Origin of the sequence: Streptomyces lusitanus (assembly GCF_042647945.1) — a bacterium.
Classification (GTDB): domain Bacteria; phylum Actinomycetota; class Actinomycetes; order Streptomycetales; family Streptomycetaceae; genus Streptomyces; species Streptomyces pseudogriseolus.
The window spans coordinates 118,086-133,815 of record NZ_JBHRWL010000009.1; the positions used below are offsets into that span (position 1 = coordinate 118,086).

The window sequence follows — 15,730 nt, forward strand, 5'->3', positions numbered from 1 at the left end:
ACCCATGCCCACGATCCTGGGACAGAACCAGTACGGCAAGGCCGAGAACCGAGTCGTCAAGATCACGCGGGACGGCGCCACCCACCACATCAAGGACCTCAACGTCTCCGTCGCCCTCTCCGGCGACATGGACGACGTCCACTACAACGGCTCCAACGCGCACGTGCTGCCGACCGACACCACCAAGAACACGGTGTACGCGTTCGCCAAGGAGCACGGCATCGAGTCCGCCGAGCAGTTCGGCATCCACCTCGCCCGCCACTTCGTCACCTCTCAGGAGCCCATCCACCGGGCGCGCATCCGCATCGAGGAGTACGCCTGGGAGCGCATCGAGACCTCCGGCGAGGCGAAGCACTCCTTCGTCCGCGCGGGCCAGGAGACCCGGCTCACCCAGGTCACCTACGACGGCGAGAGCTGGGAGGTCGTCTCCGGCCTGAAGGACCTCACCGTCATGAACTCCACCGACTCGGAGTTCTGGGGCTACGTCAAGGACCGCTACACCACCCTCAAGGAGGCGTACGACCGGATCCTCGCCACCTCGGTCTCCTCCCGCTGGCGGTTCAACTGGACCGACGACGCGCAGCCGACGCCCGACTGGGACGCCTCGTACGCGCGGGTCAAGCAGCACATGCTGCGGGCCTTCGCGGAGACGTACTCCCTCTCGCTCCAGCAGACGCTGTACCAGATGGGCTCGCGCGTCATCGAGGAGTGCGCGGAGGTCGACGAGATCCGCTTCTCCCTCCCCAACAGCCACCACTTCCTGGTCGACCTGGAGCCGTTCGGCATCAAGAACGACACCCCTGACGGCGCCGTGTACTTCGCCGCCGACCGGCCCTACGGCCTGATCGAGGCCACGGTCCTCAGGGACGGCTGCGAGCCGCGGATCCCCGTGGACCTCACCAACCTCTGACCGCCCCCACATCGGCACCCGTGGCCGGGTACCCGGGCCCCGCACCCGCCCCGGCCACGGCACTCAAAACCCCAGGGTCCTGCCGTGCCCTCTCCCCGTACGCGAAAAGGACGCACCATGGCAGCAGACCGGCGCACCGTCATCGAGAACTGCGCGATCGCCACCGTCGACGCGGCGGACACCGAGCACGCCACCGGGCACCTCGTCCTCGCCGGCGACCGGATCGAGTCGCTCGGCCCCGGCCGGGCCCCCGAGGGCCTGGAGCACGTAACCCGCCGGATCGACGCCACCGGTCATCTCGCGACCCCCGGCCTGGTCAACACCCACCACCACTTCTACCAGTGGCTCACCCGGGGTCTGGCCACCGACCACAACCTCTTCGACTGGCTCGTCGCCCTCTACCCGACCTGGGCGCGCATCGACGAGGCGATGGTGCACGCGGCGGCCCAGGGGTCCCTCGCGATGATGGCCCGCGGCGGCGTCACCACCGCCATGGACCACCACTACGTCTATCCGCGCGGCTCCGGCGACCTGTCCGGCGCGATCGTCACCGCCGCCCGCGACATGGGTGTCCGCCTCACCCTGGCCCGCGGCTCCATGGACCGGAGCGAGAAGGACGGCGGACTGCCCCCGGACTTCGCGGTGGAGACCCTCGACGACGCGCTCGCCGCCACCGAGGAGACCGTACGCCGCCACCACGACACCGCGCCCGGCGCGATGACCCAGGTCGCCGTCGCCCCCTGCTCCCCGTTCTCCGTGTCCACCGAACTCATGCGCCAGGGCGCCGAGCTGGCCCGCCGTCTCGGCGTACGGCTGCACACCCACGGGTCGGAGACCGTGGAGGAGGAGAAGTTCTGCCACGAGCTGTTCGGCATGGGCCCCACCGACTACTTCGAGTCCACCGGCTGGCTCGGCGACGACGTGTGGATGGCGCACTGCGTCCACATGAACGACTCCGACATCGCCGCCTTCGCCCGCACCGGCACCGGCGTCGCCCACTGCCCGTCCTCCAACGCCCGCCTCGCCGCCGGCATCGCCCGCGTCCCCGACATGCTCGCCGCCGGCGTCCCCGTCGGCCTCGGCGTGGACGGCACCGCCTCCAACGAGTCCGGCGAACTCCACACCGAACTGCGCAACGCCCTGCTCGTCAACCGCCTCGGCCCGCACCGCGAGAAGGCCCTGACGGCACGCCAGGCGCTGCGCCTGGGCACCCACGGCGGCGCGCGCGTGCTGGGCCGGGCGGACGAGATCGGCTCCCTGGAGCCGGGCAAGCTCGCCGACCTGGTGCTCTGGCGGATGGACACCCTCGCCCACGCCTCCGTCGCCGACCCGGTCACCGCCCTGGTGTTCGGCGCCGCCGCCCCGGTCACCGCGTCCTTCGTGAACGGCCGTCAGATCGTCGAGAACAACCGGCTGCTCACCGCCGACGAGGACGCCATCGCCCGCACCACCCGCGCCGAGGCGCGGCGCCTCGCCCGGATCGCCGGGCACGCCTGACCCCCACACGTCTCCGGGCCGGGAGGGACGGCTCCCGGCCCGGAGACCGCGGACCCCTACGGGATCCGCGGAGGCCGTCTCCGGGGCGCGCGACCGTGCGCGCCCCGGACACGGCACACCCCGGGCCCTCGGCCCGGGACCCCCGCTCCACCGGACGTCACCGTCCCTCCCCACGCTCGGCCGCACTCGAGCGGGAGGTACCCCACGCCCGCCCGCACCGCCTCCCTGACAACCACGCCGGCCCCGGCGTGCAACCGACCGGAGGAACACCGCAGTGGCCGATCATCCCGTAGACGAGAAACTGCCCGCGCCGAAGATGGCGACGACCGGCCTCCAGCACGTGGCCGCCATGTACGCCGGCGTCGTCGCCCCGCCCCTGATCGTCGGCGCGGCCGTCGGTCTCACCCCCGCCGAGCTCACCTTCCTCACCGGCGCCTGCCTGTTCACCGCGGGCCTCGCCACGTTCCTCCAGACCGTCGGCGTGTGGAAGATCGGCGCCCGGCTGCCGTTCGTCAACGGCGTCACCTTCGCCGGCGTCGCCCCCATGACCGCGATCGTCGCCTCCACCGACGACAAGAGGGACGCCCTGCCCGTCATCTTCGGCGCGGTGATCGTCGCCGGGCTGCTCGGCTTCCTTGCCGCGCCCTTCTTCAGCAAGGCGGTCCGCTTCTTCCCGCCCGTGGTCACCGGCACCGTGATCACCCTGATCGGCGTCTCCCTGCTGCCGGTCGCCTTCGGCTGGGCGCAGGGCGCGAGCCCCGACGCGGACGACTACGGCTCCGCCACCAACCTGGGCCTCGCCGCCGTCACCCTGTTCCTCGTGCTGCTGCTGCGCCGCTTCACCCGCGGCTTCGTCAAGCAGATCGCCGTACTGCTCGGCCTGGTCGCCGGCACCCTGATCGCCGTGCCGTTGGGCGTCACCGACTTCTCCCCGGTCGCCGAGGCGGACCTCGTCGGCTTCCCCACGCCGTTCCACTTCGGCGCCCCGCAGTTCCAGCTCGCCGCGATCCTCTCGCTGTGCGTGGTGATGGTCGTGTCGATGACCGAGTCGACCGCCGACATGCTGGCCCTCGGCGAGATCGTCGAGCGCCCCGCCGACGAGAAGACCATCGCGGCCGGGCTGCGCGCCGACACCCTCGGCTCGGCGATCGCCCCGCTGTTCAACGGCTTCATGTGCAGCGCGTTCGCCCAGAACATCGGGCTGGTCGCGATGACGAGGATCCGCAGCCGGTTCGTCGTCGCCACCGGCGGAGGCTTCCTCGTCCTCATGGGCCTGTGCCCGGTTGCCGCCTCGCTGATCGCCGTCGTGCCGCGCCCGGTGCTCGGCGGCGCCGGGGTGGTCCTCTTCGGCTCGGTCGCCGCCAGCGGCATCCAGACCCTCGCCAAGGCGGGCCTGGAGAAGGACAACAACGTGCTGATCGTCGCGGTCGCGCTCGCCGTCGGCGTCATCCCGATCAGCGCGCCCGAGTTCTACCACGCGTTCCCGGAGACCGCCCGCATCGTCCTGGACTCCGGCATCTCCACCGGCTGTGTGGTCGCGGTCGCGCTGAACCTCGTCTTCAACCACCTGGGCCGGAGCGGCCGAGAGGCCGCCGACGTCACCCACCCGATGGAGACGGGCGAGGACCTCACCTCCCCGGGGAAGGCGCCGGCGGCCCCATGAGGCGCTTGGCGGCCCGGTCAGGCCCGGGCCGCCGCCACCTCCGCGCGCAACTGCGGCAGCATGTCGTGGTAGACGCCCGGACACTCGGTCGTGCCGTAGTCCTTGTGCCCGAAGATCTGCGTGGACGCGATCCCGTACTGGTCGCAGGCGTACGCGCACAGCGCCACCAGGACCTCCCACTGCGCCTGAGGCGGCTGTGCGCCCGCGTGGTACGCGCCCTCGCAGGCGAAGCCGACGGCCTGCGTGTTCTGCCCGGAGGTGTGGGCGCCGAGCACGAACGTCCGTCCGCCGGTGAGCGCGGACAGGCTGCCCGTCCGGCCCTCGGTGATCCAGCCGCCGCGGCTGACCAGGAAGTTGTAGCCGGTGTCCACCCACCCGTTGTCGTCCATGTGCAGGTCCTGCACCCAGTGGGCGTGCGCGTGCGCCTGGGCGCGGGAGTAGTCGGTGGTGTTGGCGGACACGGTGTGGTGGACCACGATCCGGCTGGGCCGGTACTGGAGGACGCTGACGGTCCCCTGCGGGGACCGGGCGCCCCAGACCCTGGTGCCGTCGATGTCCGGCTGCACGGCGGCGGCGCCCCGCGCGTGCGCGACACCGGACACGGCGCCGGCGGCGAGCCCGGCCGCGCCGGCCAGCAGGAGACGGCGCCGGAAGAGGTTGCTGGGATGCACGAGCACTCCTCGGGAGAGGGGGTGTGGGGGAAAGCGGGGAGGGGCCGGCGTCCGAGGACGACCGGCCCCTCCGCGTGGCCGCGTGCCGTACGGACCCGTCAGTCCGTCAGGTGTTGTTGGCGAGGGCCAGGAGCCGGTCGCGGGACCCGTTGAACTTGTTGCGGTCCACGCTTCCCGACACGCCGGAGACCGACCCGGTCGAGGTGTACTGCCACACCGTCCAGGTGGGGAACCCGGCGGGGATGGTGGGCGACGAGGCGGAGGTCCAGTGCGCCACCCACAGCGGGCTCTTGGACGACATGCCCGTCCAGCTGCCGGTGCAGGTGTTCCACCAGCTGGCGGTGGTGTAGATGACGACGTCGCGGCTCGTGCGCGCCTTGTACGTCGTGTAGAAGTCGTTGATCCACGTGCGCATCTGCGTGGTGGACAGGCCGTAGCACATCGCCCCGTACGGGTTGTGCTCGATGTCCAGCACGCCCGGCAGTGTCAGGTTGTCGCGCGACCAGGCCCCGCCGTTGCTCGCGAAGTAGGCCGCCTGGGTGGCTCCGCTGGAGGCGTTGGGGAGCGCGAAGTGGTACGCCCCGCGGATCACGCCCGCCGAGTGCGCGGCGGGGTAGTTCGCGTTGAAGCGGTCGTCCTTGTAGCTGGTGCCCTCGGTCGCCTTGATCCAGGCGAACTGGATGCCGGCGTTGCGCACGGAGGTCCAGTTGATGCTGCCCTGCCAGTGCGACACGTCGATGCCCTGCACGCCGTCGGTGGGGGCCAGCAGCCCGCGGGACGGCTGCTCGGCGGCGGGGGAGCCCTCGTGGATACGGGCGCCGACGCCCATGTAGGCCTGGCCGGGCTTGATGGTGAGGGGCTGCGGGTCGGGCTGCGGTGCGGCGCCGGCACCGGTGGCGGACGTGGCCGTGAGCGCGAGGGCGGCGCCGAGGACGCCGAGCGCGGTGGCCGTGCGTCTGCCGGGGCGGGAAACGTGAGGGAGTACCTGCATGGGACTTGCCTCCTGACACATGTGGGGATGAGAAGGAGGTGACGTCGGCCGCTGCCACCTGGGCAGTTCCGTACTTCCTTGACGTGCGCGCGTCATTAGTTACGCACGTAGATCGACGGGCTGTAAAGAGTCTCCTTGCTCCTCTGGTGGTCTGGTCCACTGTAGGAGCGGATGGTCAGGAAACTTGGGAGCTGAACGGAGGAAACTTTCATCGGATGAAAACAGCGCCGGGTCCCGGGGAGGCGGAACGGAGCGCTGAAACACGCCTTCTGACGACGCGTCGGCATTGGCGTCAGGCGTCCTCCTGACGAGGCGTCCGCAGGACGAGCGCCGCCAGCCCCAGCGCGCCCACGGCGATCACGGCCGCCACCCGGAACGCCAGCCGGTACCCGTCCGCCGTCGCCGCCACCCCCTCCGCGCCCTCGCCCAGCAGGACGTCGGTCCGCGCCGACGCGAGCACCGACAGCGCGGCCAGCCCCAGCGAACCGCCCACCACCTGCGTGGTGTTGAACAGCCCCGAGGCGAGCCCCGCGTCCTCCTCCCGCGCCCCCGACATGGCGAGCCCGGTCAGCGCGGGCATCGCCGCCGCGAACCCGACGGCGAGCAGCAGCATCGGCGGCAGGACGTCCCGCGCGTACACCCCGTCCACGGGCGCCCGGCCCAGCAGCGCCATGCCCGCGGTGATCAGCACAAGACCCGCCAGCAGCACCCGGTACGCCCCGAACCGGGACACCACGCGCGCGGACAGCCCCAGCATCAGGACGCCGATCGCGACCGGCGCCGGCAGGAAGGCGAGACCGGTGGTCAGCTCGTCGTACCCCAGCACCCGCTGGAGATACAGCGCGCCGATGAACTGGAAGCCGTACATCGTCGCGATCATCAGGATCTGCACGGCGTTCGCCCCGCTCAGCAGCCGCGACCGGAACAGCCCCAGCCGCAGCAGCGGACGCGCGGCGCGCGCCTGGCGCAGCACGAACGCCGCGAGCAGCGCCACGGCGAGCACGGACAGCAGCAGGGTGTGCGGCGCCTCGCGCTCGCCGGAGCCGACGATGACGTACACGGTGAGCATCAGCGCGCCGGTGATCAGCGCTGCCCCCACGTGGTCGGCGTTCCGCGCGAACCCCGCACCCGGGCCGGGCCGGTCGTCGGCGAGGACACGGACCGCCGCCACCAGGGCCACCACCCCGATCGGCAGGTTGATCAGGAAGATCCAGTGCCAGCCGAACGCCTGCGTCAGCGCCCCGCCGAGGAACGTGCCGAGCGCTCCGCCCGCCGCGCCCACGGCGCTGAACACCGCGATCGCCGTGGCCTGCTCACGGCCCTGCGGGAACAGCGCCACGAGCATGCCGAGCACCACGGCCGACGTCATCGCCCCGCCCACCCCCTGAAGGGCGCGCGCCGCGATCAGCACGGCCCGGTCGTCCGCCACCCCGCACAGCACGGAGGCCGCGGTGAACACCACGAGCCCGGACGTGAACATCCGCTTCCGGCCCACGAGATCCCCGAGCCGGCCGACGAGCAGCAGCAGCCCGCCGAACGGGATCAGATAGGCGTTGACGACCCACGCCAGCCCCGGCGCGCTGAAACCGAGGCCGCTCTGGATCGCCGGCATGGCGACCGTGACGATGTTCCCGTCCAGGATCGTCATCAGCGTCCCCGCGCACAGCACGGGCAGAGCGGCCCAGCGGGAGCGGACGCGGCGCGACGCCACCGGCACCGGTGACTGCACAGGGGCGGACATGGTACGACCTCCAAAGGTGCACGACGTGTAACGGGGTACATCGTCAGTGACCGTGAAGGTCGCGGTAAGGAGGCAGTCGGATGTCACAGAGGAACACCGGTGTTACCCCGCAGGTGGTGAACGCGCACGCGTGCCCGGTGCGGGAAGTTCTTGACAGGGTGGCCGGGAAGTGGAGCGTGCAGATCCTGGTCGCGGCGGCCCAGGGCCCCATCCGCTTCACGGAACTGGAGCGCGGCATCGAGGGGATCAGCCGCCGCATGCTCACCCTGACCCTGCGCCAGCTGGAGCGCGACGGACTGGTCGGCCGGACCGTCCATCCGACGGTGCCGCCGAAGGTGGAGTACGCCCTCACCCCGGCGGCGGACGAGCTGTACGAGACCCTGCTGCGGCTGACGGACTGGGCCGAGCGCCACCGGGTCTACATCGCCGAGTCGCGGGCGGCCTACGACGCCGCCCACGACCCCGACCGACGGGTCGACGCGTAGGAGGGTCCCCCGCGGCGCCTTCGTCTACAGCCCGAAGAGGGAGGCGTCCTTGGCCAGCTCGCGGAACACGTCCGCGGGGTTCGGCACCAGCTTGCGCTTCTCCAGGTCCAGCAGCCCGCCCACGCCGCTGATCAACGCGGCGACCGTGCCGTCCGTCTTCGTGACCTTCTGCTCGATGGTGAAGGTCTTGCCGCCGCTCCAGTCGAACACGCAGCTCACGTCCACCTCGTCACCGGCGAGCAGCTCCCGCCGGTAGCGGATGGTGGTCTCCAGGGCGACCGGCCCCACCCCGTGCGCCCGCAGCTGGGACTGGGTGATCCCGGCCTCCTGGAGCAGCGCCCAGCGCGCGTGCTCCGCGTAGTTCAGATACACGGCCTGGTTCAGATGGCCCTGCACGTCGGTCTCGTATCCGCGCACGGTCACGCGGACGGAATACGGCTCGCTCACTGCGTCGCTCACTGCGTCCCCTTCACGCCGGTCCGGTTCTCGCCCGATACACCGATCTTGGCATGCCCCTCACACGCGGCGCGGAGAGGCCAGGACGTAACGCCTCCGCGTCCTCGGCTCCGTGTACTCACCGGCCTGCCAGCCGGCCCCCTCAAGGGTCTCCGCGCAGGCCCGCAGCGCGTCGGGGTCCGGGGCGTACACGGCGACGGCGTCGGGCTGCGGGGTGTCCCGTACGCGGTAGCCGTCGCCGCCCTCGCCCTCCGGCCCGGCCGGCCGGTGCCCGGACGCCTCCAGCGCGAGGGCGGCGGCCTGCACGAGGTGCGTGCGCTCCCAGGCGCAGGGGCGGTCCGTCGAGGCGTCGGGGTTGGTCATGCGGCGCAGTTCGAGCATGCCCTGCCAGGCACTGCGGACCTCCCGCAGGCGGGCGGCCTCCCCCTGGGCGAGAGGTACGGTCTCGCCGCCGACGCGGGCGGCGAAGACGCCTCCGGGGCCTCCGGGGGAGGGCGCCTCCGGTTCGTTCTCTTGCGAGGGCGCGCCTTCGGCCTCGCGTGTCCGGTGCCCGGCGGGCGTGAGGAAGTGGTCGTGCGGGGGCCGCGGGTGCCGGAAGGCGAGGCCGCGCTTCACCAACGCGGTGAGCTGGGCCTCGGTGCCCTTGAGACGCCCGGTTCCGGGATCGGCGGCCTCGATGAGCCGGCGCTGGGCGGCGGTGAGCGGTCGGGTCATCGGCGTCCGGAGGAGGCGTAGGGGAGGAAAGCGGCCCAGGGGGTGGGGGAGAAGGTGAGGTGGGGGCCCGGTATCCGCTTCGAGTCGCGTACGTGGACGGCGGCGGTGGCGAGGGCGACCTCCACGCACTCGGGGCCGTCGTTCGTGCTGTAGCTGCTCTTGAACCAGGTCAGTTCCGTGCGGGACTTCGCGGTCATGTCTCCCCCAGCACTTTCTCGATGAAGGCCAGCGACTCACGGGGCGTGAGGGCCTGCGCCCGGATGATGCCATAGCGGATCTCCAGGATCTGGATCTCCTTCGGGTCGGAGATCAGTCGGCTGAACAGCTGGACCTCGACGTGTCCCACGGTGAGTCCCTCCTTGAGCCGGAGCAGTTGGAGCGCCCCCGCGAGGCCCGCGTGGTCCTCGCGATCCGTGGGCAGCACCTGGATCTCCACGTTCCGCCGCCGACCCACCTCCAACAGATGTTCGAGCTGCTTGCGCAGGACCATTCTGCCTCCGAGCGGCCTGCGCAGCGTGACCTCTTCCAGGACGAAGTTGAACATCGGGACGGGCTGCTCGGCGAAGACGCGCTGGCGTGCCAGGCGAGCCTCGACGAGTCCGTCGACCTGTTCGTCGGGGTAGGGCGGCCGCCGCATCCCGTACAGCGCCCGCGCGTACTCAGGCGTCTGCAGCAGGCCATGCACGACATGGTTGGCGTAGGCGCAAAGCTCGACCGCCTCTGCCTCCAGCTTGGCCAGATCCCGGACCTTCTTCGGGAAGCGGGCCTTCTCCACGTCCCCCTTGAGGGCGCTGAGGAGGTTGTCGGCCTCCAGAACCCGGTCGGCGGCGTCGAGGAACTCCTCCATGGGCGCCCGCCGCCCCCGCTCGACGGAGGAGACCTGCTCCTCGCTGTACCCGATCTGCGCGCCGAGGGCGGCCTGGGTCAGCCCCGCCCGCTCGCGGCACATCTTGATGACGCGGCCGACGGTCCGCAGGACGGCCGCCGACTCCTCGTCCGCGCCGTAAGGTTCTACGCTCATGTCCCCACACCTCCGGGGTGTTCAACTCGCGGCGGGCGCGGGATGTCACGCGTCGCGACCCGGACAGGCGCGGACGGCTCCCGGACGGCGCGGGCGGGTACGACCGCCGGGGCTGTTCACGACGGAGCCGGCTGACCACGCTGAGTGACATGAACGTCGAGATCGCCCCGGTGCACGAACACACCGGCCCCGCCCACCACTTCCGCATCCGCCTGTCGGCGACGGCGAGGGGAGCGCGGCTGGCCCGGCACCTCACGGCGGAGCAACTGGACAGGTGGGGCTGGCCGTACGACTCCGAGGGCAACGGGACGGCGTCCCTGCTGGTGGCCGAGCTGGCGGCCAACGCCGTACGGCACGGAAGGGCACGCGGCCGTGACTTCGCCCTGCGCCTGACCCTGTACGCGGAGGACGCGACGCTCCGTATCGAGGTCACGGACGCCCGCCCGGACCGAGGCGTGCCCCTCCCCGGCACGCTCACCCCTGCCGACGCCGACACGGAGTCGGGCAGGGGCCTGCTGCTGGTCGAGTCCCTGTCCACCCGCTGGGGCGCGACGGCGGGGGACCCGTACACGAAGACGGTGTGGTGCGAGGTCCCGCTGACGGGGCGGCCCGGATAGCGTGCGTCGCCCGGGACGCGGTGCCCTCACCGGCCTCACATTTCTCCGGGCTACGTCGTCATGTCGGTGAGGGCGGCGACCGGCGCCCGGAACGGAGTGAGGAAAACCTTCTGACGGAGGGAGGTCGACACGGCATCGTCACCTTCGACGTCAGAGAGGAAGGCATCACGAACGTGTGGCTGATGCTGAATCCGATGAAGCTGACGAACTGGTCACTCCGACAGTGAACGACGTGGACGAGGGAGCGGCGTTCGAGCACGCCGCGACCGCAGGGCGGCAGCCGCGCCGGTGCCGCGACGTCCTCCGCTCCGGACACCTCTCACGATTCCACCCTGACATCTGTCAGGTACCCGCCCGGCAATGCCCCCCGGTAGGTATGAGACATGTCGCACAGAGTCAGGAAGGAATTCATCATGAGGAACAAATTCCGCAACTTGCTGGCCGTGTCCGCCGTCGCCGCTGCGACCGGCGCCACCGTACTCATGGGCGCGACCGGTGCCTCCGCCGCTCAGGCGGACTGGGCCGGCTGCCCGGACGGCAACGTCTGCATCTACGCCGAGGGCCGCTACAGCAACATCGGCGCCGGAGACATCACCAACAAGTATTTCCGCTACGGCACCTACAACCTGTCGAACCAGGTCAACCAGCACTGGGTCCTGAACAACCAGACCGGCCCGTTCGAGGACGCGTACGTGAAGCTGTGCACCGGCTACAACGGCACCGGCGACTGCAGCAAGAAGCTGGGTCCCGGCTACGGGGAGTATCTGAACCTGACCCCGATCAACTCGATCGTGCTGTACCGGTAGTTCCCAGCGGCCCGGTGAGCTCCTCCGACATCACCGGGCCCACCCGGAACTGCCGACGGTGGCAAGGACGTGCCGGAGGACACGTGCCGACATCTCCCGGCAACGCGCGTCTCAGGGGTGACGCGCCCGACGGTCGCGTGTTAGGGAGTATGGGGACGAGGGGGAGGCGTCCCGAGGACGTCGCCGCGACCGAAGGGATGGGACGGTGACCGCGTCTTCCCACCCGCCCGGGCGCCGCGAGGACGGACCAGCCCTGGCGCTGGCCGGCGGGACGGTGAACGAGGGGGCGGTGTTCCGCCGGGGCGAGGTGGTGGACCGCCCCGCCCCGCGCAACGCACGCGCCCTGCACGCGTACCTCCGCGCCCTGCGGGAGCGGGGCTTCGACGGGGCGCCGGCCCCGGTCGCCCTCACCGCGGACGGACGTGAGCACCTCACCTTCGTCGCGGGCGACGTGGCCCTGCCGCCCTTCCCGGACTGGGCGATGACGGACACGGCCCTCGCGTCGGTGGGCCGTCTGCTGCGACGCCTGCACGAGGCGAGCGCGGCGGTGCGGGTCGACCCGCAGGCGCAGTGGCCCACGGAGCTGTCCGACCCGGAGGGCGGCACGATGCTGTGCCACAACGACGTGTGCCCGGAGAACGTCGTCTTCCGGGAAGGCCGCGCCGCCGCCCTGATCGACTTCGACCAGGCGGCGCCGGGCCGTCCGCTGTGGGACGTGGCGATGACGGCCCGCTACTGGGTGCCGATGCTCGACCCCGTATCGGCGGCCGCCCTCTACCCGCCCAACCTGGACGCACCGACCCGACTGCGCGTCCTCGCCGACGGCTACGGCCTGTCGACGGAGGACCGTGCCCAACTGCCCGCCGTGGTCGAGCAGGTCACGGAGGTGTGCCGTGCCTTTGTCGCCCGCCGAGTGGCCGAGGACGACCCGGCGTTCGTCCGCGCGCTGGCAGAGCGGGGCGGCTGGGAACGCTGGGACCGGATCCAGAACTGGCTGGCGGACCACCGGAACACGTTCACGACGGCCCTGCTGCGGACCTGACGAATACACTGGGCGACTCTTCACAGTGCGGAGGTTCGCTTGGCACGGCAGAGCCCGCTCGGGCAGGACTTCCGGCGGTTGTGGAGTGCGTACGCGATCAGCGCGGCGGGCAGTGCCGTCGGCATGGGGGCATTGCCGCTGATCGCCCTCCTGGTGCTGGATGCCCCGGCGTTCCAGGTCTCCCTGCTCGCCGCGTTGTCCGCGGTGGCCAGCGGGATGATCGCCCTGCCACTCGGTGTGCGTATCGAGCATCAGTACAAGCGGCCCGTCATGATCGCCGCCGATCTGGTCCGCTGCGCGGTGCTGGCGAGCGTTCCGGCTGCCATGGTTTTCGACGGGCTCACCTTCGCCCACCTGTGTGCGGTCGGCGTTCTGCAGACGGCGGCGTCCGTGGCGTTCGACGCGGCGAGCGGGGCCCACCTGAAGGCACTCGTCGTGCGCGACCAACGCCTGCGTGCCAACAGCCTGTTCGAGACGACCAACTGGATCACCGTCAGCGCCGGACCGCCCGTCGGCGGGTTCCTGATCGGAGTGCTGGGCGCGGCCACCACGTTGGTGATCGATGCGCTGTCCTTCCTCGGTTCTGCGCTGGGCATCCGCCGGATTCAGCGGCCTGAACCCGCGCCACCGGCACGCTGCGCCACCTCTCACCTGGGCCGTGACATCGCCGCCGGTTGGCAGTACCTCCTTCGGCATCCAGGACTGCGGCCGTTGTTCTTCAACGCGCTCCTCTTCGGCGGATCCATCATGATGGCGTCACCGCTGATGGCCGTCCTCATGCTGGACGACCTCGGCCTGGCTCCGTGGCAGTACGGACTGGCCCTCGGACTGCCCTGCCTGGGCGGAGTGCTGGGCTCACGCCTGGCTCCGCTGCTCGCCCGGCGATTCGGACAGCGGCGCGTCTTGCTGGTGTCGGGTGCGGCGAGGACGCTGTGGACGATCCTCCTGCCGCTGACACCTCCCGGCGCCCTCGGCGTGTTCGTCATCGTGGCCGCCGACTTCGGCCTGCTTCTCTCCGCCGGCGTCTTCAATCCGTCGTTCACCACCTACCGCATGGCCGCCACCCCCGACGCGTTCATGTCCCGCGTCGCCACCTCCTGGTCCGTCGGCGCCAAGACATGCCAGGCCGTCTTCATGATCGCCGGAGGCCTGATCGCCGCCGCAGCCGGCGTACGAGGCGCCCTGCTCATCGCCGGTTCACTGTGCATGGCGAGCGCGCTGCTCCTGCCGTGGCGGGAGACGCGTATCTCCAGGGGGTCTGCTCCAACGCCCGCAACCGAAGGGGCCTCGTCACCGGCTACGGATGGCTCCTCGGCTTAGCTGGACCGGAGTTCGCCGCCACCGCACGGCATGACAGGCTGCCCCCATGACGGGTGCCCTCATCGAGACTCAGACGCCGAAGCGGCGCATCACGGATCCGGCAGAGGCTCGTGCGGCGCTTGAGCGTGCTGTGCCCAACCTGCGCCACCTCCGGCGGCCGGCGCCGGCCGTGCTCGACTGGGCTCGGGTGGAGGCAGGCCTGGGCACCACGCTGCCGTCCGACTACAAGCATCTCGCCGAGTGGTACCCGACGTTCGCCCTCGGCGACTTCCTCCTCGTCGGTCTTCCCGAGCCCGGCGAGGAACACGTCGTCACCCGTGGTTTTCGGAGCATGCTGGACGTGTTCGTCGACGCCTGGCTGGAGACCGGCCTCGGCCTGACGGCCTATCCCGCACCGGGCGGCCTTCTGCCGTGGTCGGAGTCGGACGAGAGCGACAAGTTCATGTGGAGCACCGTCGGGCAGAACCCGCAGGAGTGGGACGTCACCGTGGCGAGTCGGGGCGGAGCGTGGTGGCGCTACGAGGGTGGAGCCGTGCAGTTCCTCGCCGGACTCTGCGACGGCAGCGTGGAGCCGTGGGGCCTGCGCGCGTTCGATCCCGAGGCGACGCCCTGCTGAGCCGCGTCATACGTGGTCAGCGGACGGCCACCGTCATCGCGGTGCGATGGCCTTGAGCCAGTCCTCGACGGTCACGACGTCCGCCCACTGCGGAAACAGCTTCTCGGTGAGCATCCGGTGCACCTCCGGGTCGGTGTCCAGACAGGCGTCCGCCAGGACGGTGAGGCCGAAGTCCAGGTCGATGGCGTGCCACAGGGTGGACAGCACGACGGCGCTGGTGGCGATGCCGGTGAGGACAAGGCTGTCGATGTCGCGCGCCCTGAGCACCAGGTCGAGGTCACTGCCCGAGAACGCGCTGCCCCGCCTCTTGGTGACCACCACGTCGCCCTGCCGGGGCGCGACCTCGTCATGGATCTCGGTGCCGGGCGCCCCCTCGGTGAACAGGCCGGCCCGCACGATGCTGGCCATCACCTTGCTGCGCGGGCTGACTTCGGGATCGCCCGGCCGTAGCCCCATCACCACGTAGATCACGGGAATACCGGCAGCCCGGGCACCGTCGATGGCCCCGCGAAGGCGCGGCAGGTATCCGGAACCGTCGTCGGCGAGGGCCACGACGTCCCGTTGGACGTCCATCACCAGAAGCGCGCTGTTCGCCATGCCCGCCGTCCCTCCTGTCGATGGGAAACAGAAGCAAGTCTGGTGGATCGAGCGAGCGGCGGTGGGGGGTTTCGGGGCTCTGGCCGCAAGTTCCGTGATCCCGCTAATCGTCAACGTTCGTGCGGCGGCACGGGCCAGGGGGATCCATCTGGTGACGTGTTTGCTGGCCGTCCGGCCACCACGTAGTCGAGATACTCGTCCTGGACCACACCAGCGTTGACCCACCTTCCGCGTCCCGCTCCCATGACGTCTTCGGCGGCTGCGAGGGCGCCGAGCGGGTCATCGCAAGTCGTCAGAAGGCGGCCGAACTCCTCTTCCTCGTCGTCGGTGTACAGAGGAGGGAACTCGACTACGTCAACGAAGGTTTCGTGACCGACGTCTTCCAGGGTGTGCAGATAGATCTCGTAACGGGTCTTGGTCGGTCTGACCTCGACGTAGCGGATGCCGGGACGCTCGGGTGAGCCAACAGGGCCGAGGAACTGCTCGATCGGTCGGCCCCGGCTCAGGGCACCGAGGGCGGAAGATTGCGTCAGATAGCGCACGTGAGAAGCGTAAAGGCCCTGCATGGACGGTCGGCGTGATG

18 protein-coding genes are annotated in these 15,730 nt (G+C 70.9%); 9 read left to right on the forward strand and 9 right to left on the reverse strand.

Annotated elements, in window-relative coordinates; translation table 11 throughout:
- The first annotated feature begins 4 nt into the window (after positions 1 to 4).
- The 3 genes from pucL to ACFOSY_RS16180 all read left to right on the forward strand — a co-directional run bounded on the left by pucL (position 5) and on the right by ACFOSY_RS16180 (position 4,070).
- A complete protein-coding gene (gene pucL, locus ACFOSY_RS16170) occupies positions 5 to 910 on the forward strand; it encodes a factor-independent urate hydroxylase (RefSeq protein ID WP_394307513.1) in 906 nt (301 codons plus the stop codon).
- Positions 911 to 1,027: 117 nt separating this feature from the next.
- Positions 1,028 to 2,407 (forward strand): 8-oxoguanine deaminase, encoded by a 1,380-nt coding sequence (locus ACFOSY_RS16175; protein WP_394307514.1) that lies wholly within the window; start codon positions 1,028 to 1,030, stop codon positions 2,405 to 2,407.
- A 274-nt stretch (positions 2,408 to 2,681) separates the two neighbouring features.
- The gene (locus tag ACFOSY_RS16180; RefSeq protein WP_394307515.1) at positions 2,682 to 4,070 is read left to right on the forward strand and encodes a nucleobase:cation symporter-2 family protein; all 1,389 of its coding nucleotides are present in this window, start codon (positions 2,682 to 2,684) and stop codon (positions 4,068 to 4,070) included.
- Between the two features lie 17 nt (positions 4,071 to 4,087).
- Here ACFOSY_RS16180 and ACFOSY_RS16185 read toward each other — a convergent pair whose 3' ends face one another.
- The 3 genes from ACFOSY_RS16185 to ACFOSY_RS16195 form a co-directional block, all read right to left on the reverse strand.
- Entirely contained in the window at positions 4,088 to 4,747 is a 660-nt protein-coding gene (locus ACFOSY_RS16185) for a peptidoglycan recognition protein family protein (RefSeq protein ID WP_394307516.1), read from the reverse strand.
- Positions 4,748 to 4,847: 100 nt separating this feature from the next.
- Positions 4,848 to 5,732 carry a lysozyme gene (locus tag ACFOSY_RS16190; protein WP_394307517.1) on the reverse strand — a complete coding sequence of 295 codons (885 nt, stop codon included), beginning with the start codon at positions 5,730 to 5,732 and terminating at the stop codon, positions 4,848 to 4,850.
- Positions 5,733 to 6,024: 292 nt separating this feature from the next.
- Positions 6,025 to 7,473 carry an MFS transporter gene (locus ACFOSY_RS16195; RefSeq protein WP_394307518.1) on the reverse strand — a complete coding sequence of 483 codons (1,449 nt, stop codon included), beginning with the start codon at positions 7,471 to 7,473 and terminating at the stop codon, positions 6,025 to 6,027.
- Between the two features lie 80 nt (positions 7,474 to 7,553).
- Between ACFOSY_RS16195 and ACFOSY_RS16200 the strand changes: the two genes are divergently transcribed.
- Entirely contained in the window at positions 7,554 to 7,958 is a 405-nt protein-coding gene (locus ACFOSY_RS16200) for a winged helix-turn-helix transcriptional regulator (RefSeq protein ID WP_394307519.1), read from the forward strand.
- A gap of 24 nt (positions 7,959 to 7,982) precedes the next feature.
- On the opposite strand, the gene ACFOSY_RS16205 is transcribed toward ACFOSY_RS16200, so the two are convergent.
- The 4 genes from ACFOSY_RS16205 to ACFOSY_RS16220 form a co-directional block, all read right to left on the reverse strand.
- Complete coding sequence (locus tag ACFOSY_RS16205; protein ID WP_394307757.1) at positions 7,983 to 8,405, reverse strand: acyl-CoA thioesterase; 423 nt, start codon at positions 8,403 to 8,405, stop codon at positions 7,983 to 7,985.
- A gap of 69 nt (positions 8,406 to 8,474) precedes the next feature.
- The gene (locus ACFOSY_RS16210; RefSeq protein ID WP_394307520.1) at positions 8,475 to 9,128 is read right to left on the reverse strand and encodes a hypothetical protein; all 654 of its coding nucleotides are present in this window, start codon (positions 9,126 to 9,128) and stop codon (positions 8,475 to 8,477) included.
- Positions 9,125 to 9,325 (reverse strand): DUF397 domain-containing protein, encoded by a 201-nt coding sequence (locus ACFOSY_RS16215; protein WP_394307521.1) that lies wholly within the window; start codon positions 9,323 to 9,325, stop codon positions 9,125 to 9,127. The genes ACFOSY_RS16210 and ACFOSY_RS16215 overlap by 4 nt, the downstream gene beginning before the upstream one ends.
- Positions 9,322 to 10,149: a helix-turn-helix domain-containing protein gene (locus tag ACFOSY_RS16220; RefSeq protein ID WP_394307522.1), complete on the reverse strand. Its 828-nt coding sequence runs from the start codon at positions 10,147 to 10,149 to the stop codon at positions 9,322 to 9,324. Before ACFOSY_RS16220 ends, ACFOSY_RS16215 begins: the two co-directional genes overlap by 4 nt.
- A gap of 149 nt (positions 10,150 to 10,298) precedes the next feature.
- Between ACFOSY_RS16220 and ACFOSY_RS16225 the strand changes: the two genes are divergently transcribed.
- The 5 genes from ACFOSY_RS16225 to ACFOSY_RS16245 all read left to right on the forward strand — a co-directional run bounded on the left by ACFOSY_RS16225 (position 10,299) and on the right by ACFOSY_RS16245 (position 14,550).
- Positions 10,299 to 10,766 carry an ATP-binding protein gene (locus tag ACFOSY_RS16225; protein WP_394307523.1) on the forward strand — a complete coding sequence of 156 codons (468 nt, stop codon included), beginning with the start codon at positions 10,299 to 10,301 and terminating at the stop codon, positions 10,764 to 10,766.
- A 413-nt stretch (positions 10,767 to 11,179) separates the two neighbouring features.
- The gene (locus ACFOSY_RS16230; RefSeq protein WP_394307524.1) at positions 11,180 to 11,572 is read left to right on the forward strand and encodes a hypothetical protein; all 393 of its coding nucleotides are present in this window, start codon (positions 11,180 to 11,182) and stop codon (positions 11,570 to 11,572) included.
- A gap of 205 nt (positions 11,573 to 11,777) precedes the next feature.
- Entirely contained in the window at positions 11,778 to 12,614 is an 837-nt protein-coding gene (locus tag ACFOSY_RS16235; protein ID WP_394307525.1) for a phosphotransferase, read from the forward strand.
- A 39-nt stretch (positions 12,615 to 12,653) separates the two neighbouring features.
- Positions 12,654 to 13,934 carry an MFS transporter gene (locus ACFOSY_RS16240; RefSeq protein WP_394307526.1) on the forward strand — a complete coding sequence of 427 codons (1,281 nt, stop codon included), beginning with the start codon at positions 12,654 to 12,656 and terminating at the stop codon, positions 13,932 to 13,934.
- Between the two features lie 130 nt (positions 13,935 to 14,064).
- Positions 14,065 to 14,550, forward strand: coding sequence for an SMI1/KNR4 family protein (locus ACFOSY_RS16245; RefSeq protein WP_394307527.1), 486 nt, complete (start codon positions 14,065 to 14,067; stop codon positions 14,548 to 14,550).
- Positions 14,551 to 14,583: 33 nt separating this feature from the next.
- On the opposite strand, the gene ACFOSY_RS16250 is transcribed toward ACFOSY_RS16245, so the two are convergent.
- Positions 14,584 to 15,147, reverse strand: a complete 564-nt coding sequence (locus tag ACFOSY_RS16250) for a cysteine hydrolase family protein (RefSeq protein ID WP_394307528.1) — start codon at positions 15,145 to 15,147, stop codon at positions 14,584 to 14,586.
- Between the two features lie 110 nt (positions 15,148 to 15,257).
- On the reverse strand, positions 15,258 to 15,689 hold the full coding sequence (locus tag ACFOSY_RS16255) for a hypothetical protein (RefSeq protein WP_394307529.1): 432 nt from the start codon (positions 15,687 to 15,689) through the stop codon (positions 15,258 to 15,260).
- Positions 15,690 to 15,730 lie beyond the last annotated feature (41 nt).

Coding starts and splice junctions, on each gene's coding strand:
- ACFOSY_RS16230 (WP_394307524.1), top strand. CDS start 11,180: ATGAGGAACAAATTCCGCAACTTGCTGGCCGTGTCCGCCGTCGCCGCT.
- ACFOSY_RS16195 (WP_394307518.1), bottom strand. CDS start 7,473: ATGTCCGCCCCTGTGCAGTCACCGGTGCCGGTGGCGTCGCGCCGCGTC.
- ACFOSY_RS16215 (WP_394307521.1), bottom strand. CDS start 9,325: ATGACCGCGAAGTCCCGCACGGAACTGACCTGGTTCAAGAGCAGCTAC.
- ACFOSY_RS16225 (WP_394307523.1), top strand. CDS start 10,299: ATGAACGTCGAGATCGCCCCGGTGCACGAACACACCGGCCCCGCCCAC.
- ACFOSY_RS16200 (WP_394307519.1), top strand. CDS start 7,554: ATGTCACAGAGGAACACCGGTGTTACCCCGCAGGTGGTGAACGCGCAC.
- ACFOSY_RS16190 (WP_394307517.1), bottom strand. CDS start 5,732: ATGCAGGTACTCCCTCACGTTTCCCGCCCCGGCAGACGCACGGCCACC.
- ACFOSY_RS16175 (WP_394307514.1), top strand. CDS start 1,028: ATGGCAGCAGACCGGCGCACCGTCATCGAGAACTGCGCGATCGCCACC.
- ACFOSY_RS16250 (WP_394307528.1), bottom strand. CDS start 15,147: ATGGCGAACAGCGCGCTTCTGGTGATGGACGTCCAACGGGACGTCGTG.
- pucL (WP_394307513.1), top strand. CDS start 5: ATGCCCACGATCCTGGGACAGAACCAGTACGGCAAGGCCGAGAACCGA.
- ACFOSY_RS16210 (WP_394307520.1), bottom strand. CDS start 9,128: ATGACCCGACCGCTCACCGCCGCCCAGCGCCGGCTCATCGAGGCCGCC.
- ACFOSY_RS16220 (WP_394307522.1), bottom strand. CDS start 10,149: ATGAGCGTAGAACCTTACGGCGCGGACGAGGAGTCGGCGGCCGTCCTG.